The following is a 22,023-nucleotide window of genomic DNA, read 5'->3' on the forward strand; positions in this document are numbered from 1 at the left end:
CGTCACCCCTGTCGCGCATGTATCGCGCGAACTGCATCGATCGTGTCCGCCTCCTGGGCGGATTTGTCCTCCCGGTACCGCAGTACCCGGGCGAACCGGAGCGCGACGCCGCCGGGATAGCGGGGGGAGGTCTGCACCCCGTCGAACGCGATCTCGACGACGAGCTCGGGCCGGACCGTCACGACCCAGTCGCCCCGGTCGACGGCCCGGGCCAGGAGCTGCTCGGTCTGCCACTCCAGCAGGGCGTCGGTGAGCCCCTTGAACGTCTTGCCGAGCATCACGAACCCGCCCGCCGGGTCGCGCGCCCCGAGGTGGAGGTTCGAGAGCCGGCCGCGCCGCCGCCCGTGGCCCCACTCCGCCGCGAGGACGACGAGGTCGAGCGTGTGCCGCGGCTTCACCTTCACCCAGCCGGCGCCGCGCCGGCCGGCGTCGTACCCGGCCGCCAGCGCCTTCACCACGACGCCCTCGTGCCCGGCCGCGATCGCTGCGGCCAGGAAGTCCGCCGCCTGCTCGGTCGAGGTGACCTCGGCCCGCGGCACCAGCAGTCCCGGGTGGGCGATGCGCTCCAGTTCAGCCCGCCGCGCGGAGGCGGGCGCGCCGGTCAGGTCGACGCCGTCGAGGGACAGGCAGTCGAAGAAGAACGGCGTCAGCGGGACCGGCGCCGCCCGTTCCGCACGCTGCCGCGCACTGCGGGCGGCCGTGGCCTGGAACGGCAGCGGACGCCCGTCCGGGCGCAGGGCGATGGCCTCGCCGTCGAGGATCACCGACCGCACCGGCAGCTCCCGCACCGCGGCCACGACCTCCGGCACCCGGCCGGTGATCTCGTCGAGGCTCCGGGTGAAGACGGCGACGCCGTCCCCGGCCCGGTGCACCTGGATCCGGATCCCGTCGAGCTTCCACTCCACCGCCGCGGGGCCGGTGCGCGCGAGCGCGTCCTCGACGCCGGTCCCGGACTGGGCGAGCATCGGCCGCACCGGCCGCCCGACCTGCAGCCCGAACGCGGCGAGCGCGTCCGGGGCGCCCGCGAGCGCCGCCTCCGCGACCGGCCCGACCGCCCCGGCGACCATGACCGCCCGCCGGACCTCCGTCGCCGGCCGGCCCGACGCCGCGACGACCGCCTCGACCATGACGCCGTCCAGGGCGCCCTGCCGCAGCTCCCCCGCCACCAGCCCGGACAGCAGCCGTTGCTCGACGGCCGTCGCGCGCCCGACCACGTCCCGGAACAACTCCGCCCGCCGCGTGGCCGACCCGGCGCCGGCCAGGCCCGCCATCGCCGCGAAGGCGGCGTCGACCTCCGCCACCGTCAGCGTCGGCTCCGCGGCCGGCGGCGGCAGCGAGCGCAGCGCGGCGGGGCCGAGCCCGGTCCGGCGCTGGCGCAGCTCACCGGCGAGGTAGGCGACGACGATCGGGACGTCCGCGGCCTCGGCCGCACGCAGGCAGTCGGCGATCAGCCGGATCTTCGCCGACCGCGCCGACGTCCCGGCCACCTCGGCCGAGGTCCGCGCCAGGACGTCGAGGAGCACGCAGGCAGTCTGACCCACGGCACCGACACCATGCCTCCCTATGCTCGCCGCATGCGTGGGGCGGTGGCGGCCGTGCTCGCGGTGGCCCTCGCGGCCGCCGGCGCGGCCGGGGCGGGGGCGGCCCGGGAGACCCGGCCGCCGCTGTACTCGGCCGGGGTCGCGGGCTCGGCGTTCGGCCCGGACGCGTTCCGCATCACGCTGCCGCCGGACGCCTCCGGCTCCTACCTGCCCGGCACCAGCCTGCTCGCCGACGCGCCCCTGCCCGGCCCCGGCGACCTGCTGCCCACCGGCGCCTACCCGGTCGTCCCCCGCACGGCGCCCGTCGACCACGCCGCCCTCGCCGACGCGACGCGGGCCTGGCTCGCCGCCGGCACCGTCCCCGGCCGGACGGACGCCGAGCGCGAGGTCGCGACCCGTGCCCTGCTCGACCTCGCCCTGCTCACCGACCCGAACGGCGCCTCGGTCGCCTCCCCGTTCGGCCCCTGGCACCTGGTCTGGCCCCGCGACGCGAGCTGGCACGCCGTCGCGTTCGCCGCCACCGGGCACCCCGACCAGGCCCGCGCGATCCTGCGGTTCCTCACCCGCGTCCAGGACGACGACGGGACGTGGGTGAGCCGCTACCGCCCGGACGGGACGCCGGTGCGCGACGGCCGCGCCCGCCAGCTCGACGCGGTCGGGTGGGTCCCCTGGGCGCTGTGGTCCTGGTGGCAGGCTGCCTCGGACCGCGACCGGCCGGCCCGCGACACGGCCGCCCTCCGGGAATTCTGGACGATGCTGCGCCGGGCGGCGGACGCGGCGGTGGGGTCGCTCACCGACACCGGTCTGCCCCGCCCCTCCTCGGACTACTGGGAGCAGCGGGAGACCCGGCCCACGATCGGGATCGCCGCTCCGCTGCTCCTCGGCCTCCGCTCGGCCGCCGCCCTCGCCGCCGACCTCGGCGAACCCGATGCGCAACGGCGCTGGGGCGCCGCCGCGTCCCGTCTCGCCACCGCGATCGAGGCGCGCTTCGGCGCGACCGGCTACCGCCGGCACCCCGTCGCCGGAGCCGGGCCGGACAGCGCAGTGACGTTCCTCGCCGCGCCGCTGGCCCCGCTCGACGCCGCGGCGGTCACGGCCGCCGTCCGCCGCACCGAGGCCGAGCTGCGCATGCCCTCGGGCGGCCTGCGCCCGGGCAACATCCCCCGGGTCGGGGACGTCGCCTGGACCCCGGCGACCGCGCTGTTCGCTCTCGCGGCGGCCGGCCGGGGCGACGAGGAGAGCTTCGCCGGTTGGTTCGAGTGGCTGGCGTCACACCGCACCGGCTTCGGCGCGTTCCCGGAGAAGGTGGCGAACGACGGCTCTCCCGCCTCGGTGGCCCCGCTGGGCTGGACGTCCGCGATCGTGCTGCTCGCGCTGGCGACCCGGGACGGCACCGTCGGCCCACCGCCCACGTAGGCTCGCCGCCCATGAGCACCGAACGCAACGAGGGCCGGCTGGACATCTCCGACGCCACCCGAGGCTTCGTGGACCTCATGGGAGCCACGGTGGTCGAGGCGAGCGCGGACAAGGTCGTGCTGAGCCTCGAGGTCGACGAGCGGCACCACCAGCCCGCCGGTGTCCTGCACGGCGGGGTCCACTGCGCGCTGGTCGAGACGGCCGTCAGCATCGGCGCCCACCTCTGGGACGGCGGCCCGGTCGTCGGCGTCTCGAATCACACGGACTTCATCCGCAGTTTCCGCGGGGGCCGTCTGACCACCACGGGCACGCCGATCCACCGGGGCCGGTCGCAGCAGCTCTGGCTCGCCGAGATCGTCGACGACAACGGCAAGCTGATCGCGCGCGGCGAGGTTCGCCTGCAGAACCTCAACGCGCTCTGACGCGCTCCTACCGCTCGATGCGCGGACCGGCCGTGCGCCGCCGCAGCGAGAACAGGCCGTAGAGCAGTGCCAGCAGGATCACGGCGCCGGCGACGCTGAGGATCAGCGCGACGTTGCTGCCGCCGCCGCCCGCGGTCTCCCGGGCCACCGTGACGGGCTGACCTGCCGTCAGATCGAAGTCCCACGCGTTGGTGTAGGGCACGATCGGCTCGGAGCCGGGCAGCGTCCGGACCTGCAGCTCCAGGTGCGTCGGCCCGGCCGGCAGCGCGCCGAGCGAACCGGTGTAGTTGCCGAGGGTCGAGCCGGGCGTGAGGTCGTGGGCCTTGGCCGGCGTGCCCAGCATCGCCTTCACGGCCGCGCCGCGGATCGGGGAGCCGGAGTCGCCGTCCACGAGGGTGGTGTTCGCGGTCCACGAGTTCCCGGACGGCGTCAGGGTGAGGTCCGCGACGAGCACGACCGCCTTACCGCCGCTGTGCGCGGCGACCGGGGTCGCGACGGGCCCGAGAGCGGCCAGACCGATCGCCGCCAGACCGACGGCGACACCCTGACGAATTCGCATGTCCTTACCCTCCGAGGATGCGAGCCGCGTTCGCGGTCTCGATCAGCTCGTGACAGTACTTCAGGATTGTTACGCACAGACCAACGACGCCGGTCCCGCCGACCATGACCGCGACGCAGGCCCACAGCGCCCGCTGGCTCACCCCGACCGGCACCGTCGGCGCCCGCGTGGCGACGGCCGTGCGCCCGGAAGCCGAGGCCGCCGTCTCGTCGTGCAGCACGTGGCCGAACTCGTCGAAGTGGACGCCGGTGGCCCACATGTCGATCTCGTCCTCGTCGGCGAGGGCCGCGTCCTGGGCGGCCTGCGCCTGCCGGGCGGCCTCCATGGCGAGGACCATGTTGGCCCCGCCCATGACGAGGAAGACGAGGATCTTCAGGTACAGCGCGTTGAAGTACATCGCGGCGTACGGCAGCCGCGTGATGTTGTCGTAGTCGGTGAACGAGAAGTTGTTGGTCGCGAACGGTGCGTCGTAGGCGGTCTGGGTGGCGAGCAGCCACAGACCGGTGATCAGAGTCCCCCCGAAGCAGACCCACATGCCGCTGGTCAGGACCGAACGGCGGACCTCCAGCGTCTGCAGGGCGAGCGTCGAGAGCATCCGCCGCAATCGCGGGACGGCGATGAACGCGATCGCGGCGGCCAGAATCAACCACACGAACGCCAGCACGACGTGGAACTGAAGCAGGAAGACCTCGAACGAGCTCCCCTCGACGACGTACCGCAGGCCCTTGAACTGACCCTCGAGCACGACGGCGTCGGGAATGTCGATCGTCGTCTCGACGACCTGGAGCTGCTTCTGCCCCGTCTCCGTCGGCAGGTTGACGAATGCGGTGAACGTCCAGGCCCCCGGGTTGTTCACGATCACCGAGCAGCGGTAGACCCCGGGCTTCACGTCGGGGTCGTTGTCGGAGACCTGCTGGCAGTTCTCCGGTTCCTCCAGGATGGACTCGTTGTCGCCCTCACGGGCGTTGAGGAAGACGCCGTACCGGTAGACCGGCGGCTGCTTGGTGTCCTTGTTCACGATGGTGATGTCCATCGTGATGTTGTTCGGGTTGCTCGTCACGATGTCCGAGCGGGCCACCGTGACCTTGATGTTCTCGGGGTTCTCGGCCGCCGCGGCGGCCCCGGGGGTGAGCAGGAGGGCGGCCACGGTGCCGAGCAGCACCGCGGCCATCGTCACGAGCGCCGCGACCGGGCGCCGGCGAGCACTCGTGACGATCAATCAGACCACCGCCTGGTATGTGGGGTTCCACTTCCCGTAGTACTTGTCGACCTCGATACGCGCCGTCAGGTACTGCTTCTTCAGCCAGTCGTCGAACACGAGGAACCGCTTGTGGTCGACGACGATCTTCTTCAGCTCCGGGGTTGCCGCTTCGAGCGTGAGCGCCGGCAGGTCCTTGCGCGTGATCTGGTGCAGGACCGCGTACACCGGCACGTCACCTATGTCGTATCGGATGGGGTCGCTGGTCTTACCCGGATCGAGCTTCCGAACCGCCTCGATGATGTCGGCCTGGATCGGCGTGATCGGGTTGATGTCGACGGTCTGGGCCGCGAGCACGACGTCACCCGCCGCGTCGGAGGCCTTCGTGAAGTCGGTGCCCTTGTCGAGCTCCTTCTTCAACGCCAGCGCGGACTGCTCGCTGTCCAGGAAGGCGATGCCGGTCGTCGCACGGAAGCTCTTGCCGACGATGTCCTTGCGCTCGTCGTAGGCCTTCTGGAGCTCTTCCTTCGTCACCGAGACCTCGGGCAGCAGCTTGGCCGCGATGGCCTTGCTGATCGCCTCGACGCGAGCAGCGACCTTGAGGTCCTGACCCTGGTAGCCGGAGACCTTCAGGCTGCCGATCTGCGCGAGCTCGTCGTAGACGTCGTCCTTCGTCGCGTCGTCGGACACCTTCACGCCCTCGCGCTGAGCGAGGTACTCGATGAAGGCGACCTTGATCCGGTACGAGAGCGCGGTCGCCCGGATCTGCGCCGGGTCCACCTTCACCCCGCCGACGCCTTCGAGGCTCTCGGCCCCGGCGCCGGTCCGCGCGAAGACGTCGTAGAGCTCGTTGACCTGCGCCGAGGTGATCTCCGTGCCCTCGACGTTCGCCGCGACCGCCGGCTCGGAGTCCCCGCCGCAACCGGAGAGCGCCAACGAGAGCGCGACCGCCCCGGCGGCTGCCGCTCTGCGCACCCGCGATGCTCGTCCGCTCACTCGTCCGTTCCTTCCGCCTGCTCGCCGTCCGTCTGCCCGCCCTGCGGTTTGTCGCCGCCGGGCTGATCCTGTGTCGACGTCGCTGCTCGCACCAGCGCTCCCGTCGGCTTGCCCTCCTTGGCGGCCTTGCGGTCCTCCTCGGCAGCGAGGACCTGTCTCAGGAACGGATCGTAGTTCCGGGCGGGGTCCCCGCGACCCTGTGCTTCCTCTGCGAGTCGGTCCTGCCGCGCCTGCAGGTCGAGCTCCTGTTTCGTCGGGGGGAACGAGAACGGCCGCCCGCTCGCGAAGGAGACGATCTGCGCGACGGTGGCATTGATCAACAGGAAGACGCGCGGGTCGCCCTCGACGGCGGCGTAGAAGCCGGCCGAGTTGAACGTGCGGGCGCCGACGCTCAGCGTGTACGTGGTGCCGTCGGTCGCGGTGACCGTCATCGCGCACCCGGCGCCGCACTCCTTGACCCGGCGGGACGCCGCGGTGGAGACGAGGCCGAAGTCCGGCGTCGCGGCGTCGACGTCGGTCATGATCCGGTACGCGTTGACCGGGAACGCCGTCGTGGACGCGTTGAGCAGGGTCGCGGACTCCGCGGTGGCGCCGTCGCCGGGGAGGAACAGGCCGTTGCGGGTCGTGAACGTCGCCGACTTCCCCGCGGCCGTGTAGGTCACGGACGCGATGCGTTCGGCCGGCACGGGGATCGCGGCGATGTCCTGCGCGCCCGTGGAGTCGTCGCCGCACGCGGTGAGGCTCCCGGCGAGGAGCGCCAGGCCGGCGAGGGTTCCGGGCAGCCGTCCGCGCACGGTCAGCCCCGCTTCAACCGGAAGTAGACGAACGGGACGAACACCAGTGCGGCCAACGTCGGCAGCACGACGGTCTGCCGAATCAGCGAGCTGCGCTGTTCGCCGGTGATCTGGAACTGCGCGCTCTGACCGACGTCGCGGTAGGCCGAGATGATGACGTCGTTGCCCGCGATGAATTGCACGAGTCGAACCATCAGTTCCTGGTTGCCGAAGGACTTCTGGTACTGGTTCGACGCGGCGTCCGCCGTGCCCAGGACTCCCACGCGGGTGCTGCTCAGGCGCGGGGTCTCCCCCGCCGCCTCGCGCTCCGGGGTGTAGGTGAATCCAGCCATGGTGTGGACGCCCTCGGTCTTCGGGATGCGCTTGCCGGTGGCGTCGACCTCGTAGCTCTTGGGCGAGCTCTGGACCAGCGCGGCGACCTGGGGGCCGTCCTCGCTGTCGGGCCCGGCCTTGTCGATGGGAAGGCTGTTGGAGAACACCACGGGGGTGTCGTCCTTGTTGAGGGTGTCGACGACCGAGGACGCCGACGGGTAGCGCGACGAGACGATGGCCGCGGGGTCGTCGGCGAGTGACTGCGGGTCACGTAGCTGGTTCGTCCCGAGCCGCAGGCCCCACGGGACGATGAGCTGGTTCAGCTGTTCGACGTCACCGCGCACCGCGTCGGCGGCGACGATGAGCCGCCCCTGCCCGCGGGCGTAGTCCTGCAGCATCCGCAGCTCGCGGTTCGGCATGGTCGACCGCGGACCCATCACGAGCACGACGTCGCACTCGCGCAGCAGCTCCGGGGCGCCCTGGCCGGAGAGGAAGACCTCCCCGGTCTTCCACCCGATGATCCGCAACCGCGCGGCCAGGGACGTCAGCCCCTCCGGCTGGATGTCATTGATCCGGCGCTCACCGTGGCCCTGGACGAAGCAGGCCAACGGCGGGTCGGTCTGGGCCAGGTGGGCGATCGCGGTGGTGACGGTGGACTCGACGAGGTCGTCGATCTCCTGCGTCTTGCCACCGACGTCGAGCAGGTAGTCGTTGTAGTCGATGACGCCGGACGCGCGGGCCAGGGCCGGAGAGATGTCCGGGTCGACGATGCGGACCTGGATGTTCGCCCCGCCGGCGGCGTACTTGCGCACCGTCGCGCGGGCCTGCGAGGCCTCCAGGCTGACCGTCGGGGAGAACGCGGTGAGCGTGATCGGGACCTTGCCGACCTGAGCCAAAACCTCCTTGGTGGCGGTCGAGATCGTCTCCCGGTTGCCGGGAGTCAGGTCGATCTCCCCCGACGCCGCCCCCGCCACCGCCGGCGTCGCGACGACGAACACCGTCACCCCGACCACCGCCGCGGCCCGCTGGGCCTGGACCCGCCGGTCGGTGCCGGCCCGCCGCCGCCCGAGGCTGTAGACCGCGACGGCCAGCGCCGCGATCGAGAGCACCACGAAGTAGGCGACGTCCTCGGCCGGGAGCACCCCGTCGAGCATCGGGTTGAGCCGGTCCAGCGGACCGAACTGGTCGACCTTCTCCCGCAGGTTCTCCGGCAGGAAGGCGATCAGGCGCAGCACGAGCAGCACCACGAAGGACAGGAATGCCGCCCCCACCGACGTGTTCATCCGCGAGGAGATCGCCAGCGACACCGCGTTGAACATCGCCGAGAGCAGCAGCAGCCCGATCCACCCGCCCAGCGAGCGCGCGAACTCCGGCTCGGCGATCGCGTCCAGTCGGACGTAGTAGATCCACGAGATCGACACGACCAGCCACGTGATGAGCGTGTTCGCGACGAACTTCGCGGCCACCATCGCGGTCCGCGAGATCGGCCAGGACAGGCTGATCGACAACGCGCCGCTCGCGCGTTCCTCGGCCAGCGACCGTGCCCCCAGGATCGGGCAGAGCACCAGCAGGGTGTTGACCGTGTTGGCGTAGTACGACTCCAGGTCCGCGGAGTCGTTCGCGCTCACCAGGTCGATGAACAGGATCCCCGAGATCACGATGTATGCGGCCGCGATCAGGTACGTCGCCGGCCACAGCACCAGCGAGGTGATCTCGCGCTTGAGCAGGGTGAGCACGTGAACCCTCAGTCCGTCTCGTCGCGGGTCGCCACGGACCCCATCACGGCTTCGCGGAAGGCCTCTTCGAGGCTGTCGGCGGTGGACTCGACGGTGGTCACCGGCCACTTCGCCGACCAGGCCTGCACGAGGGACGCCACCGCGCGGTCGTCGGCGGCCTGCACCAGGACGGTGGTCCCCCGGTCGTCGGCCGCGGTGTCGATCAGCGTCGTGCCCTCGACGAGGTCGTCGGCGCCGGGCTCGACCTGGGCGTGGATCCGCACGCGGAGCCGGACGGCGTGGCCCATGCCCTCGGCCATCTCGGAGGGGGCACCGCGGTAGACGAGCTTGCCCTGCGCCATGACGAGCACGTTGTTGCACATCAGGCGCGCGTCGGTGAGCAGGTGCGTGGAGACGATGACCGCGCGGGTGCTCGCGTACTCCTGCAGCATCGCTCGCATGTCCAGGATGTTCAGCGGGTCCAGGCCGTTCATCGGCTCGTCGAGGATCGTCACCAGCGGGTCGCCCATCAGCGCCTGCGCCATGCCGACCCGCTGCCGATTGCCCTTGGACAGGTTGCCCACGATCCGGTCGGGCACCGCGCCCAGGCCCGTCCGGGTGATGGCGAGCTCCACCGCCGCCGCGCGCTCGGCCCGCGGTATCCGCTTCACCTCGGCCACGAACCCGAGGTACTCGGTCACCCGCATCTCGTTCGGGAACGCGACCCGTTCGGGCATGAAGCCCAGGAGCTTGCGCGCCGCTCGCGGGTTGCGCGCCACGTCCGCCGACCCGATCCGGATCGACCCTGCGTCCCACGCCGCCAACCCGGCCAAACACGTCATCAGCGACGACTTGCCCGCGCCGTTCGGGCCGAGCAGACCCGTGATCCCCGGCCCCAGCGCGAACGAGACGTCGTCCACCGCAGTACGCGTGCCGTAACGGCGCGTCAGGTTCTGGACGGCCAGCAGAGGCTCGATGTCCGTGCTCGAACCTCCGCCGGCCGTCCGGGAAGCGGCCGTGTCGGTGCTCATGCTGGGCATTCGCCCGACCTTACCCGTGCCGGTTGTGCTGCGGTCAGGATCCGGACCCTCCGCTCGCGGCAGCCGCCGCGGCCGGCTTCTCGCCCTTCTTGACCTGCTGTTCGGTCACCTTGACGAAGCGGCCCTTCTCCATGACGTACTGCTTGTCGGAGAAGCCGACGGCGACGAGGTGGAACTGCTCCACCATGATCACCGACAGGCCCTCGTCGCACAGCGCACGCAGGGCGGAGTAGAGGCGTTCCGCGATGACCGGGGCGAGGCCGAGGGAGAGCTCGTCGACCAGGAGCAGCCGCGGGCGGGACATCAGCGCGCGGCTGACGGCCAGCATCTGCTGCTCACCGCCCGACAGCGACCCGGCGGCCTGGTTCTGGCGCTCCTTGAGCCGCGGGAACAGCTCGTAGACGCGCTCGAACTGCTCCTTCATGTTCGGCGTGCTGACCCCGTACGCGCCGGTGACGAGGTTCTCCCGCACCGACAGCGACGGGAACACCTGCCGGCCCTCGGGCGAGAGCGCGATGCCCATCCCCACCCGCTTGTGCGCGGGCATGCCCGACACCTTCTGGCGGCGGAAGATGATCTCGCCCTTGCTCGGCGGGATCGCGCCCAGGATCGTCTTCAGCAGCGTCGACTTCCCCGCGCCGTTGGACCCCAGCACCGAGACCATCTGACCCTGATCAACCGTCAGATCGATGTCGAACAGCACCGGCAACCGGCCGTAGCCGGAACCGACACCCTTGAGCTCAAGCATTCTCGGTGCTCCCTTGCTTCGCGGGCACGCCCTCGGCCTCAGCCTCGGCGATGACCTCGTCGGCCTCGTCGGCCAGGGTCGGGGCCTCGATCACGTCGGCGGTCTCGTCCAGGTCCAGGACCGAACCCAGGTACTCCGCCCGCACGACCGGGTCCGCCGCCACCTCCGCCGGGGATCCCGACGCGAGCAGCTGACCCTGGTTGAGCACGTAGACGAGGTCCGCGTTCTCCAGCACGGCCTTCACGTAGTGCTCGACCAGGATGATCGTCAGACCCAGGTCGCGCTGCAGTTGGCGCAGCAGCGCGAACAGGGCGTGGGCGTCGTCGGCGTCCAGACCCGCGGCCGGCTCGTCGAGCAGCACGATCGCCGGACCGCACATGAGCGACCGGCCGATCTCGATCCGCCGCTGGCGACCGAAGTCCAGGTCGGACACCCGGTCGTGCCAGTGGTCCTTGATGCCCAGCAGGACGCACATCGCGTACGCGGCCTCGGTGGCCCGCTGCTCCGACTTGCGCGGGCCGCCGAAGCCCAGCAACGTCGTGATCGGGTTGCCCTTGATGGCCAGGTGCGCGGCCGAGAGCAGGTTCTCGCCCACCGACAGGTCGTGGTTGAGCCGGTTGGCCTGGAACGTACGTCCCATGCCGAGCTTGGCCCGGTCCCACGGCCGCATCGTCGTGACGTCCTTGCCGAACATCGTGATCGTGCCCGAGTCCGGCGTCTTCAGACCGTTGAGCACGTCGAAGCACGTCGACTTGCCCGCACCGTTCGGCCCGAGCAGACCGACGAACGTCTTCGACGGCGCGGTGATGTTGACGTTCTGAAGGGCCTTCACACCACCAAAGGCGATGGAGAGGTTGCTGCCCACCAGGGCGTCACCGCTGTCCCCACGGTGCGGGGGCAGGAACGCCTCCAGGACCGCGAGCGCCTGGTCGCGCTCAGCGTCGACGCCGGCCTCGGAGACGATGTGACCGGCGGAGTGGCCGGCTTCCGCAGTTGTCGCACTCACTTGGACTCCGATCCCGCCGTCACCGGCACCTTCGCTTCCGGACGTGGTGGCTTCGGTGCCGCCCCGCCACCTGTCGAGGATTTCCGTCCCTGGGCTCTCGCCGCCTTGCGCTTGGCGCGCGCACGCGTGTCGAAGATGTCGGAGACGAAACCGCCGGCGCCGCGTGGGCCGAGCAGGATGCCGATCGCGAGGCCGAGACCGCCGAGCAGGTAACCGTTGAGTTCGATGTCGATCTCGGCGAGCAGGAGCGGGGCGAGGCGGAACAGCAACGCCACCGCGACCACGGCCGTGAGCGACTCGAACCCGGCCATGATCGGGATCGAGAGGTAGAACAGCGAGTTGAACGAGTTGAACTCCAGCACGCCCGGTGGTGTGCCGTAGAGCGGCGCCAGCAGGGCACCGCCGAGGCCGGCGAAGCCACCGGCGATCGCGAACGCCGCGACCTTGTACTTCCACGGCGAGACACCGACGGCAGCCGCGGCCGCGGGGTCGACGCCGACCATGATCATCGAGCGCCCGAACCGCGAGTGGCGGAAGCGGTGCAGGAAGTACATCGAGACGAACAGGAACGCCAGGATGAAGTAGTACATCCGGTCGTCCGCCGAGAGCGTCGCGTTACAGGGCTGCGCGCAGTTCAGGCTCGCCCCGAGGATCTCGGGCCGCGGGGTCTCCAGCGGGCTCAGGCCACCGGTGAGGGCAGCCTCGGTGAACAGCGAGTTCTCGATGAGGAACTGCAGAGACAGCGTCAGAACGATGACGTAGACGCCGGACAGGCGCATCGCGACCAGCGAGACGAGCACCGACACGACGACGGCGAACCCGATGCCCCAGAGCATCGCGAGCGGGAACGCCAGGTCGGTGTACATCCAGCGCGGCAGGTCCACGAGGGGGATGTCCCAGACACTGCCGTCGAACTCTCGGGCCGCGAACCCGGAGATGTAGCACGCCGCACCGGTCAGACCCGCCTGAGCGAGGGAGATCTCGCGACCCCACCCGACCACGACCAGCAGGCCGAGGGCGGAGATCGCGAGGACCAGACCGGTGGTGACGTTGTAGACCCAGCTGTCGGTGCCGATCAGCGGGTAGATCGCCAGCATCGCGAACAGCACGAGCAGACCCGGGTGGACCCCGAGGAAGCCGTGCACCTTGTCGACCGGGTTCGACCCGGCCCCGCCGACCCGCGGGGGGACGGCGATGCGGGGACCGGTGTCCTTGGCCGGCGCGACCTTGGTGGTGTGTGCCGTCTTCGTTGTCTTCGGCTCTTTCGACGCCGGCTTCTTCGACTTGCCCTGTGCCATGACCATCTTCTCCTTGCGTTTCGACGATTCGGGAAAGGGAGCGGGAAGTCCGTTCACAGGTCAGTGACCTGCGAGGACGGACGACCCCTTCTTTCCGAACCGGTCGATGCCGATGACCACGGAGAACAGGATCGCGACGACGACGATCTCCTTGATCGCCTTGTCCGGGGTGCCGAACACCCCGGACTCGATCATCGAGTCGATGACTGCGATCAGCACCGCGCCCGCGAGGGCGAGCGGGATGCTGGCGAAGGCTCCCAGCACGCAGACGATCAAGGCGCGCAGGAAGATGAACAGGATGCCGGTCGTCTCGGTGCCCACCGGATTCGCGATGAGGATGCCGCCGAGCGCCGCGATGGCGCCGGAGATCGCGTAGACGATGGTGCCGACCTTGCCGATCGGGACCCCGACCAGCTTGCTCGCCTCGACGTTGTCGGCCACCGCGCGGGTGTAGACGCCGAAGCGGGTCTGCTGGAGCAGGATCGCGAAGCCGATCACGACCGCCACGAGGATGATCAGCGTCGCCAACTGGTGGTACGAGACGCGTTGGCTGACGGATCCGCCGGGTGTGTCGACGTTGAACCCTCCGCCGCCGAACGGGCTGGGCGCCTGCTCGCCGGAGGACTTGTTCTTCGTGAAGATGATGCCGACCATGATCAGCATCAGCGCCAACGAGAAGTTGGTCAGCGTGACGCGGGGGTAGGTCGCCATGCGGGTGCTGGTGACGATCCAGCCGTAGAACGCGGCGACCGCCGCACCCGCGAGCATCAGGCCGATCATGACCGGCCACTTGGGCAGCTCCGGCCTACCGCCACCTCCGCCGCCGTCGTCGAGGCCGGCGAGGAGGTCCTCACCGCCCGAGTAGGTGGGGGTGCAGAAGTACCAGAACAGCAGCGCGCCTGCGAGGACGATGCCGCCGTGCACGAACGCGATCGTGCGGCTGATCCGGTAGCTGAGGACCAGCGCGACCGCGACCAGGCCGTACAGGCCCGACGTGGTGACGCCGGCGACGATGGACGGTCCGACCAGACCGCCGTTGAGATCCATTGCTGTCAGCGAATCCATGCGTGCTCGCTGCCTTCCCTGCCGCCGGGACGCGGCCAGTTCAGGAGGCACTGCGGACGCGCCAAAGACGCACCGCGGGGCCCCCACATGTCAGGTAGGTGGCCTTTGCTCCACTTGCGGCGCAACTTCAGGGACGAGCCGAAAGTGGGGCGGACCGGTGCAGTCTAGACCCAGCGAGTACCCCTCTGGCCAGACCTGACCCCCCGTGTGGGAGAGGAAATCCCCCTCCGAAGATCAATCCGGCCGTCCTCAGGGCAGGGCGACGGTGGGCCGGATCAGGCCCTCCTGAACGGCGCTCGCGACGAGCACGCCGTCCTGGTAGATCCGCCCGAACGACAGGCCCCGGGCCCCGGAGGCGGACGGGGAGACCTGGTCGTACAGGAGCCACCGATCGGCCCGGAACGGGCGGTGGAACCACATGGCGTGGTCGAGCGAGGCCCGGACCATGTCCTCGGGCCGGACGGTCATGTGCGGGACCAGGCTCGCGTGCAGCAGCGTCAGGTCGCTCATGTACGCCAGCAGGCACCGGTGGAGCATGTGGCCGTCCGGGATGCCGTGCTCGTCGGCAGGGTCCTCGCCCGCCCGGCCGGAGGTGGCGCCGGCCCGCATCCAGACGCGGGCGATCGCCGGGTGCGCGGGGTCGTGGTACCGGCCGCCCGGGGCCGAGGAGCCCGCGAATCGGAAGTCCATCGCGCCGAACTCCTCCGCCATCGCCGCCGCGACGTCCGAGCGCATGACGCCCGCGAGGGAGTCCGCGAGCGGCGGGCAGTCCTCCGGCGGCGGCACGTCCGCGGGTGCGACGTCCTGGTGGCTCAGCCCGGGCTCGTCCCCCTGGTAGGACGCGGTCAGGTAGAAGATGTGCTTCCCGTGCTGCCGCGCCGCGACCCGGCGGGCGCTGAACGAGCGGCCGTCCCGCAGGTTGTCGACGTCGTAGACGATCGGCACCGACGGGTCACCGGGCAGCAGGAAGTACGCGTGGAACGAGTGCACCAACCGGCCGGGGTCGACGGTCAGACTGGCCGCCAACAGCGACTGGCCGAGCACCTGGCCCCCGAAGACCCGCTGCATGACCGTCGAGGGCTGCTTCCCCCGGTAGAGCCCGTCCTCGATCGTCTCGAGCACGAACAGATCGACGAGTTCACCCGTGGATCGCGGCACGCGGTCAGCCTAGTGAAGCCCCCGCCGCCGACCGGGGATGTCCTCGCCCCGCCCCGGCGCGCAGCTTCACCAGCCGCCCCGCGCCACTTCACCAGGCGAGCACCCGCTCCACCAGCCGGGCCGCATGGTGAAGCAGGGCCTCAGCCGGTGAAGCGGCGGCGCGAGCGGCGGTGGGAGCGGCGGCGTCAGGGGATGTCCTCGCGCTCGTCGTCGCCGTAGACGCCGCGGCCGAGGTAGGCCTCCTGGTCGATCCGGCCGAGCTGCTCGCGGAAGACGTAGCGGAAGACGACCTTGAGGGCGGCGGTGACGGGGAGGGCGGTGAGGGCGCCGATCGCGCCGCCGACGGCCGCGCCGACCAGCACGGCGATGAACACCGCGATCGGGGACAGGTCGACGGCCTTGGAGAACACCCGCGGCGCGAGGACGTAGTTCTCGAACTGCTGGTAGGCCACCAGGATCACGAAGACCGCGAGCGCGAGGTGCCAGCTCTCGGTGAGCGCGACGAGGGTGCAGATGATCGCGCCGATCGTCGCGCCGACCTGCGGGATGGCGTCGAAGAACGCCACCGCCAGGCCGAGCACCATCGAGTACGGGACGCCGAGGACGCTCAGGACGACGCCGGCGAAGACGCCCGCGGACAGCGACACGATCAGCTGACCGGTGACGTAGCCGCCGATCCGGTCGAGGGAGCTGTCGAGGACCTCGACCTTCTCCGGGTCGCGCAGGGCCCGCGCGGCGAACGAGTGCAGCCGCGGCATGGCCATCATGAAGTAGATCGTCAGCGCGAAGACGGAGAAGATGCCGAACAGGGCGGTGACGATGCCGCCGAGGATCCCGTAGACGGTGCCGAGCGAGGCGGCGAGGATCTCCGGGATCTTGTCGAGCTGCTCCTGGATCTTGCGCTGGACCTCGGGGTCGTCGAGCTTGACGCCGAGGATCTCCCGGCCCTCACCGCGTTCGTTGAGGTCGTCCAGCAGCGTCGGGATGTTGGCGACGAACTCGCTCGCCTGCTCGACCGCGGGCACGATCATCAGCCAGATGATCAGCGTGATCGCCGTCAGCACCCCGATGACGAGGATGAGGACGGCTTCGCCGCGCCGGAGGCCGCGCGCCTCCATCTTCCGGATGACCGGTTCGAGGCCGGCGGCGAAGAAGAACCCGAGGAAGATCGACGCCATCACCGAGCGGACCTCGGAGATCAACAGCGCGAGCGCGATCACGCCGAGGACCGTGGCGGTGGCCTTGGCGATGTAGATCATCGGCGGCCAACTGGTGCCGCCGGCGACCGGTGTCGTCACCGGTGCGCTGCCGTCGGGTGCGGTCATGTCGACCCGACGCTAGAGCGCGGCGGCCCCGGATCCGTCGAGGCGCGCGGGAGTCTCCTGCGCGAGGCGGGCGATCCGCCGCTCGACGACGAACGTCATGCCCGGGACGACCCCGGCGAGGATCATCTCCCCGAGCCGGCGCAGCGGCCACCGGTAGCGGCGGAAGAAGTCGAACGCCAGCACCAGGTACAGGATGTAGAAGTAGCCGTGGGCGTACACGACCCACTTCAGCGACTTGTTGTCGAAGCCGTACGCCATCACCATCTCGACGCACACGAGCAGCAGCAGGACGCCGACGACGTAGGCCGCCACCTGGTAGCGGGTGGCCGGGGTGTTCTTCACGCGTTCTCGTCCTTCTCGTGCAACCGGGCCAGCATGGCGTTGTACGCGGCCAGTTCCGGGTCCTCGTCGGGGTCGACGGTCACCACCGGGGTCCGCCGCACGGGCGCCGGGGCGGGCGGCGGCGGCTTCGCCGAATCGCCCTCCCGGGCGGCGCGGATGCCGTCCCGGCACAGCCAGGCCCAGACGCCGAGGCCGAAGATGCCGATCGCGGGCCACTGCAGGGCGTAACCCAGGCTCCGGCCGCTGCCGTCCTGAGCGACGGTGAACTGCCACCAGGCGGCCCAGGTGCAGCCCGCGACCACCACGGCGGCGAAGACGTGCAACGCCACCCAGCGGGGTTTGAGCAGGACCGACACGGCTTCCACGGTACCTGCGGCCCGTCCGGCCTCAGCCGGGCACGGGCAGGGCCTTGCTCACAGGGGTGAGCGCCCCGCCCTCGAACCAGGTCGTGGTCACGCCGCTGTGGTCCATGGACCCGCCGGCGCCGTCCCCCATCGGCATGATCTCGAAGCTCACCGTCGCCGCGTAGAGGAACAGATCCCGCGGGGGCAGCTGCTGGTCGAGGGCGGCGAGGAAGGCCAGGTAGCCGGCGGCCGTCGCGGTCTCGTTCGGGCCGACCCGGCGCAACGCGGTGATGTAGGCCTGCGCCTCCGGGCTCGCGGGGTCGAACGGCAGCACGGCCAGCGGGGACCCGCCGGTGGCCGCCACGAGCTTCGACTGGACCAGCCAGGGGGCCAGGTACACGCCGTAGAGCGGCGGGGTGGCGTCCCGCTGCGCCTCCAGCGCGGCCTGGGACACCTCCCACCCGGCGATCGCGAGGACGGCGTCGACCTTGCCCGTCCGGATCGCGATCTTCGCGCTCCTGGCCTGGGCGCGCACGACGCGCTCGGCGGCGACGCCGCGCGGGGAGGTGTCGGTGATCAGCTGCAGGCTCTTCACGCCCCGGCCCTCCAGCGACGCCACCAGCGCCCGCAGGGCCGCCGTGTCGGGCGGCGAGAGGGACTCGGACGGGCAGGCCGCCAGCGGAAGCTTCGACCCGGCCAGCGCGGCGCCCATGGCCGCGGCGGCGCACTCCGCGCCGTCCGGGCCGGTCAGACCCTCCTGCGCCGGACCGGAGCCGGTGTCGACGATCTGTGCGGCCACCTGGCGGCCCTGGCGAATCTCCATCAGCGAGCGGCCCGCCGGCAGCGAGACCTCGGCCCACAGGCCGGGGGCGCCGGGGCGGGGCGTGGCGCGGTAGCGCCGGCCGTCGACCACGACGTCGGTGAGCCGGTCGGTCATCAGGTGGACGAGGTTGAGCCCCGGCCGCTGGGGGGCGATCGCGAGGCCGGTCATCGCGTCGTCGATGTCGAGCGCGCGGACCAGGGGCGCGCCCGGGGCCGGCGGCTTGCCCGGCGGCGGCAGGCTGGTCAGCACCGCGCCGGCGACGATCGCGGCGCACAGGACGCCGAGCTCGAGGCGGGCCAGCACTCCCCCGCCCTGCGGACCGGGGGCGGCCCCGCGGCGGGCCCGCAGCAGGTAGCGGACGCCGAGGCCGAGGGCACCGGCGCCGATCAGCAGCGCGGCCTTGATCACGACCACCGTGCCGAAGTCGGTGATCGTGATGCCGTCGAGCGAGACGTCGTAGTTGCGGGCGGACAGGACGCCGGTGACGGCGGCGAGCACGCCGGCGCCGATCGCGACCGGGCCGAGGCGGCGGACCAGCGCGGCCCGGGTACCGGGCTCGGCGGTCGCGGACGCCAGCGCGGCGCCGGCCCAGACGGTGGCGACGCCGACGTGACCGAGCATCAGGATCGCGTCCCCGACGGAGTCGGTCAGCGCGCTCCAGGACAGCCAGACGTTCGAGGCGGCCCCGGCGGCGATGGAGGCGCCGGCCGGTCCGCGGATCGCCGCGGCCGCGGTGACCGCCAGCAGCGGGACGAGCAGGAGGTAGCGGAGGCTCTCCAGGTCACCGACGGCGCCGACGACGGCGGCGAGCGCACCGGCCGCGGCGGCGGTGGCGAGCAGCCCGCGGGCGGTCTCGGTCGGGCGACCGGCGAGGGGCCGGAGCAGCGCGACGCCGGCCAGCAGCGCGGCGGTCGCGAGGGCGACCGCGCGGGCGACGGCGTCGGCGGCCGCGAGGTCGGCGGCGGACTCTCCCCCGCCGTGGGCGAACGCGGGCGCCGCCGCCCCGATCTGACCGATGGTCAGGATCGAGACGGCGGCGACCTTACGAGCGATGTTGCGTGTTATTGCGGATCCCTCTTATCGAATGTCTTCGTCGGCGACGACGAAGAGCATCGAGTGCGGCTTGGCGTCACCGAAGTCGCCGTGCGGCCACGACGTCCGGTTGAAGTTGACGCAGCTCGTGCCGTCGTACTCGTCGACGAACCGGTCATCCAGGACCAGCTTGCCCTTCTTGATGTCCAGGATGCACAGCTTGTGGTTGCCGTCCGTGTTGGTACGGGCCACGAAGTAGTTCGAGAAGGCGATGCGCTTGGGCGACTTGGTCTCGCGGTAGTAGCCGTCCTTGCCCAGCTCGAAGTTGTCCATCGCACCCCAGTGCGGACCACCCGAGGTGTTGTCCTGCACGTGGAAGGCGTCCGACAGCGTCGGGCAGTCGGGCTCGTCGCCACCCTTGCTGACTTCCTGGATCGTGTCGATGTTGCACTTCGGGTTCGTGCCGGACTTGAGGAGCTTCTGGATGTCCAGCATGTAGACCATCTTCGCCGAGCCGGTGTCGAACGGGCTCGTCGAACCCGGGCCACGGCCGATGACGGCGTGGAACAGGTACTTGTCGTCCGGGCTCGTCTGGATCCAGCCGGCGCCGGTGCAGCCGCCACCCTCGGTGACCTGCGGGTCGATCGAGCGCGACGCGGTGGTCACGTCGAAGACCTCACGCCAGACCGGCTTCGGGTTGGTGATGTCCGGGGTGTAGTAGATGACACCGCCGCACATCGACGAGGCGAACGCGCCCTTGTTCTTGGGCGTGTTGGTGACGGTGACCTCCATGATGCCGCGCGGCTCCTCGTGCGAGGGGTTGCGCTGCTTGCGGGGGCCGTCGGGCATCTGCGAGACCGAGACGAGCTTGGCGTTGTCGCGGTCGGAGATGTCCCAGATGCGGACCGTGTCGCGGAAGACGTTCGGGCCGGGCGGACGGACCGGGTCGAGCACGATGTTGCGCGGCTCGGCGTAGTCCGAGGCGATCAGGCGGTTCAGGTCCTCACGGGCCTGGATGCCGTGCGGGTTGGCGCAGGTGGCCTGCGGCAGCACCGGGTAGTTGATGCAGCGGACCGGGTCCTCGGAGGTCGGGAGGGCGGCCGGAACCTCGGAGAGGGTCTTGCCGTCCGGACCGATGCGGACCAGGGAGCCCGGCGAACCGCCGAAGCCGTTGGAGACCCGGACCTCACCGTTGGTGTAGACGCAGGGGCCGGGGACGTCCGCGCCACCCATGTAGGTGCCGTACGCCGTGCCGTCCTTCAGCGTCCAGTACGCGTCGGGGATCGACCCGCACGGGGTGTCGGTCGGCAGGTTGACGCCCTTGATCTCGATCTTCGGCAGCGCCTTGACGTCGAAGACGTAGGTGATGTCGCTGTAGAGACCACCGGCGTAGATCGAGTCGCCCTTGTGCCACAGGTACTGCATGTGGTGCGGCTCGTTCTCCACGACCGGAGCGGTCGTGACGGTGTTGACGACCTTGCCGTAGGTCGGCGAGCCCTTGGTGGCGTCGACGACGGCGAGGAAGTCCGGGCCGACCGCGTTGTCGCGAATCGTGTCGGGCAGCGTCACCGGGTTGATCGCCGGGCGCGTCTGCAGCAGGCCGGCGGAGTTGTTGTCGGCCGCGTTCCAGTCACCGGCCCAGACCACGAGGTACTCGTGGCGGATCTTGCCGTCCTTGGTGACGATCTTCTGCGCGTCCAGGTCGGTGTTGGTCCCGTTGAGGACCGAGTCGACCAGGTTGCGCTTGGCCTGCGTGATCGCCGGGCTGTCCTGGACCAGGTGGTTCGTCGCAGTGAAGATCTCACCGTTCGTCGCCTGGAACTTCGACGTGTAGGTGAGGACCTTGTCGGTGGCGTCCGCCGCCGGCGAGTTGAAGCCGACGAAGCCCGCCGCGATCAGCGTCGGGACCGCGGCGACCGCGGCCAGACGCCGGCCCGGTCGGGGCAGCTTGCGACTGCGCCCCGGCGGAGCCTGGGTGGGGGTGGTCATCTGGTTTCGCTCCAGAGGTTGTAGGAAATGATCGGGGGTCAGATACGCGTGCTCGTCGTTGAACAGAGCGTTATCGGCCCCCTGCCTCGAGCACCTCGGCAGCTGTATCCGGCAGGCTGGACACAGTCACCGTGATCTCGTTGCTGTACTTCGCGCCGGACCGACCCCCCGAGGTCGTGTCCGCCCACTTCACCGGCATGGCCAGCGACGGCGCGTACCACCACCGCCGCGTGCGCTCACCGGATTCCGAACCCGTGAACGTGGTCCGGGTGTCGATGACGAAGACCGGAACGCGGATCCCTGAAATCGTCAGGGTGTCCACGCCCGTCACCGTCGAGGTGTACTTCTCGGTCCGGTCGGCGTCACCGCCGGTGCCGGACCAGCTCTCGCCGACCTTCAGCACCGCGGGAACGCAGCGCTGGGCCGGGGAGAAGGAGATGTCGGAGCCCTGGCGCACCCCGCTGCACGTCACCGTCGCGGACTCGAACGTGAGGTCGACGGCGCCACCGGCGTAGCGGTAGATGTGCCGTTCGTCGTGCTTGCCGGCCTCACCGGGGAAGTACCGGACGTCGAAGTTGTAGGACCCGGCCGGCTCGTTGCGCGCGGGAGCGACGACGAGCTGCGACTGCTTCGGCAGGTCCCGACCGCAGAACGAGAAGGGACCGAAGGTCACCTTCTCGGAACCGGAGACGCTCAGACCGTAGGTCCCCGGGATGGGCTCGGTGCGCGGCAGCGGCAGGCCGTTCGCCTTGGTGCCGCGAGCGGCGGAACCGGTGCGGCCCGCCGTCGCCGCCTTGCGACCGGCCGGAGCCGGCGCGGTCTCCCGCGTCGCGGCCGCCCCCGTCGCGGTCGGCGCCGGTGTGGCGGCGGCACCGGCTGACCCGTCAGGGGAACCGGTCG

At 71.0% G+C, this 22,023-nt stretch carries 19 protein-coding genes and 1 pseudogene; 2 read left to right on the forward strand and 18 right to left on the reverse strand.

Going from position 1 to position 22,023, the window contains the following annotated elements:
• Positions 1-2 precede the first annotated feature (2 nt).
• Positions 3-1,523 carry an ATP-dependent DNA ligase gene (locus ABD401_RS11135; RefSeq protein WP_344604761.1) on the reverse strand — a complete coding sequence of 507 codons (1,521 nt, stop codon included), beginning with the start codon at positions 1,521-1,523 and terminating at the stop codon, positions 3-5.
• Between the two features lie 51 nt (positions 1,524-1,574).
• On the opposite strand from ABD401_RS11135, the gene ABD401_RS11140 reads away from it, so the two are divergent.
• Both ABD401_RS11140 and ABD401_RS11145 read left to right on the forward strand, forming a co-directional pair.
• Positions 1,575-2,957 carry a glycoside hydrolase family 15 protein gene (locus tag ABD401_RS11140; protein WP_344604630.1) on the forward strand — a complete coding sequence of 461 codons (1,383 nt, stop codon included), beginning with the start codon at positions 1,575-1,577 and terminating at the stop codon, positions 2,955-2,957.
• Positions 2,958-2,968: 11 nt separating this feature from the next.
• The gene (locus tag ABD401_RS11145; protein WP_344604632.1) at positions 2,969-3,379 is read left to right on the forward strand and encodes a PaaI family thioesterase; all 411 of its coding nucleotides are present in this window, start codon (positions 2,969-2,971) and stop codon (positions 3,377-3,379) included.
• 7 nt (positions 3,380-3,386) lie between these two features.
• On the opposite strand, the gene ABD401_RS11150 is transcribed toward ABD401_RS11145, so the two are convergent.
• The 17 genes and pseudogenes from ABD401_RS11150 to ABD401_RS11230 all read right to left on the reverse strand — a co-directional run.
• Positions 3,387-3,938 carry a hypothetical protein gene (locus tag ABD401_RS11150; protein WP_344604634.1) on the reverse strand — a complete coding sequence of 184 codons (552 nt, stop codon included), beginning with the start codon at positions 3,936-3,938 and terminating at the stop codon, positions 3,387-3,389.
• Between the two features lie 4 nt (positions 3,939-3,942).
• Positions 3,943-5,157 carry a hypothetical protein gene (locus tag ABD401_RS11155; RefSeq protein WP_344604636.1) on the reverse strand — a complete coding sequence of 405 codons (1,215 nt, stop codon included), beginning with the start codon at positions 5,155-5,157 and terminating at the stop codon, positions 3,943-3,945.
• On the reverse strand, positions 5,158-6,111 hold the full coding sequence (locus ABD401_RS11160; RefSeq protein WP_344604638.1) for a peptidyl-prolyl cis-trans isomerase: 954 nt from the start codon (positions 6,109-6,111) through the stop codon (positions 5,158-5,160).
• Between the two features lie 17 nt (positions 6,112-6,128).
• On the reverse strand, positions 6,129-6,926 hold the full coding sequence (locus ABD401_RS11165) for a hypothetical protein (RefSeq protein ID WP_344604640.1): 798 nt from the start codon (positions 6,924-6,926) through the stop codon (positions 6,129-6,131).
• 2 nt (positions 6,927-6,928) lie between these two features.
• A complete protein-coding gene (locus tag ABD401_RS11170) occupies positions 6,929-8,974 on the reverse strand; it encodes an ABC transporter permease subunit (RefSeq protein WP_344604642.1) in 2,046 nt (681 codons plus the stop codon).
• Positions 8,975-8,982: 8 nt separating this feature from the next.
• Positions 8,983-9,984, reverse strand: a complete 1,002-nt coding sequence (locus tag ABD401_RS11175; protein WP_344604644.1) for an ABC transporter ATP-binding protein — start codon at positions 9,982-9,984, stop codon at positions 8,983-8,985.
• Positions 9,985-10,027: 43 nt separating this feature from the next.
• The gene (locus ABD401_RS11180) at positions 10,028-10,741 is read right to left on the reverse strand and encodes an ABC transporter ATP-binding protein (RefSeq protein ID WP_344604646.1); all 714 of its coding nucleotides are present in this window, start codon (positions 10,739-10,741) and stop codon (positions 10,028-10,030) included.
• Positions 10,734-11,747: an ABC transporter ATP-binding protein gene (locus tag ABD401_RS11185; protein ID WP_344604647.1), complete on the reverse strand. Its 1,014-nt coding sequence runs from the start codon at positions 11,745-11,747 to the stop codon at positions 10,734-10,736. The genes ABD401_RS11180 and ABD401_RS11185 overlap by 8 nt, the downstream gene beginning before the upstream one ends.
• Positions 11,744-13,045, reverse strand: a complete 1,302-nt coding sequence (locus ABD401_RS11190) for a branched-chain amino acid ABC transporter permease (RefSeq protein WP_344604648.1) — start codon at positions 13,043-13,045, stop codon at positions 11,744-11,746. Before ABD401_RS11190 ends, ABD401_RS11185 begins: the two co-directional genes overlap by 4 nt.
• 60 nt (positions 13,046-13,105) lie before the next feature.
• A complete protein-coding gene (locus tag ABD401_RS11195; RefSeq protein WP_344604649.1) occupies positions 13,106-14,110 on the reverse strand; it encodes a branched-chain amino acid ABC transporter permease in 1,005 nt (334 codons plus the stop codon).
• Positions 14,111-14,359: 249 nt separating this feature from the next.
• Positions 14,360-15,268, reverse strand: a complete 909-nt coding sequence (locus ABD401_RS11200; protein ID WP_344604651.1) for an acyl-CoA thioesterase — start codon at positions 15,266-15,268, stop codon at positions 14,360-14,362.
• Between the two features lie 185 nt (positions 15,269-15,453).
• Complete coding sequence (locus ABD401_RS11205) at positions 15,454-16,593, reverse strand: AI-2E family transporter (RefSeq protein WP_344604653.1); 1,140 nt, start codon at positions 16,591-16,593, stop codon at positions 15,454-15,456.
• A 12-nt stretch (positions 16,594-16,605) separates the two neighbouring features.
• On the reverse strand, positions 16,606-16,935 hold the full coding sequence (locus ABD401_RS11210; protein ID WP_344604655.1) for a DUF3817 domain-containing protein: 330 nt from the start codon (positions 16,933-16,935) through the stop codon (positions 16,606-16,608).
• Positions 16,932-17,291 (reverse strand): hypothetical protein, encoded by a 360-nt coding sequence (locus ABD401_RS11215; RefSeq protein ID WP_344604657.1) that lies wholly within the window; start codon positions 17,289-17,291, stop codon positions 16,932-16,934. The genes ABD401_RS11210 and ABD401_RS11215 overlap by 4 nt, the downstream gene beginning before the upstream one ends.
• Before the next feature lie 31 nt (positions 17,292-17,322).
• The gene (locus tag ABD401_RS11220) at positions 17,323-18,723 is read right to left on the reverse strand and encodes a CopD family protein (RefSeq protein ID WP_344604659.1); all 1,401 of its coding nucleotides are present in this window, start codon (positions 18,721-18,723) and stop codon (positions 17,323-17,325) included.
• Between the two features lie 456 nt (positions 18,724-19,179).
• Positions 19,180-21,123: a hypothetical protein gene (locus ABD401_RS11225; protein ID WP_344604660.1), complete on the reverse strand. Its 1,944-nt coding sequence runs from the start codon at positions 21,121-21,123 to the stop codon at positions 19,180-19,182.
• Between the two features lie 70 nt (positions 21,124-21,193).
• A pseudogene (locus ABD401_RS11230) lies at positions 21,194-22,023 on the reverse strand (hypothetical protein); the annotation flags it as partial.

It is taken from the genome of Sporichthya brevicatena (genome assembly GCF_039525035.1).
Lineage (GTDB): Bacteria > Actinomycetota > Actinomycetes > Sporichthyales > Sporichthyaceae > Sporichthya > Sporichthya brevicatena.

Bases quoted from the DNA above. Each gene is read 5' to 3' on its own strand.
- ABD401_RS11140 (WP_344604630.1), top strand. From the start codon at position 1,575: ATGCGTGGGGCGGTGGCGGCCGTGCTCGCGGTGGCCCTCGCGGCCGCC.
- ABD401_RS11145 (WP_344604632.1), top strand. From the start codon at position 2,969: ATGAGCACCGAACGCAACGAGGGCCGGCTGGACATCTCCGACGCCACC.
- ABD401_RS11150 (WP_344604634.1), bottom strand. From the start codon at position 3,938: ATGCGAATTCGTCAGGGTGTCGCCGTCGGTCTGGCGGCGATCGGTCTG.
- ABD401_RS11175 (WP_344604644.1), bottom strand. From the start codon at position 9,984: ATGAGCACCGACACGGCCGCTTCCCGGACGGCCGGCGGAGGTTCGAGC.
- ABD401_RS11180 (WP_344604646.1), bottom strand. From the start codon at position 10,741: ATGCTTGAGCTCAAGGGTGTCGGTTCCGGCTACGGCCGGTTGCCGGTG.
- ABD401_RS11190 (WP_344604648.1), bottom strand. From the start codon at position 13,045: ATGGCACAGGGCAAGTCGAAGAAGCCGGCGTCGAAAGAGCCGAAGACA.
- ABD401_RS11195 (WP_344604649.1), bottom strand. From the start codon at position 14,110: ATGGATTCGCTGACAGCAATGGATCTCAACGGCGGTCTGGTCGGACCG.
- ABD401_RS11205 (WP_344604653.1), bottom strand. From the start codon at position 16,593: ATGACCGCACCCGACGGCAGCGCACCGGTGACGACACCGGTCGCCGGC.
- ABD401_RS11220 (WP_344604659.1), bottom strand. From the start codon at position 18,723: ATGCTCGGTCACGTCGGCGTCGCCACCGTCTGGGCCGGCGCCGCGCTG.
- ABD401_RS11225 (WP_344604660.1), bottom strand. From the start codon at position 21,123: ATGACCACCCCCACCCAGGCTCCGCCGGGGCGCAGTCGCAAGCTGCCC.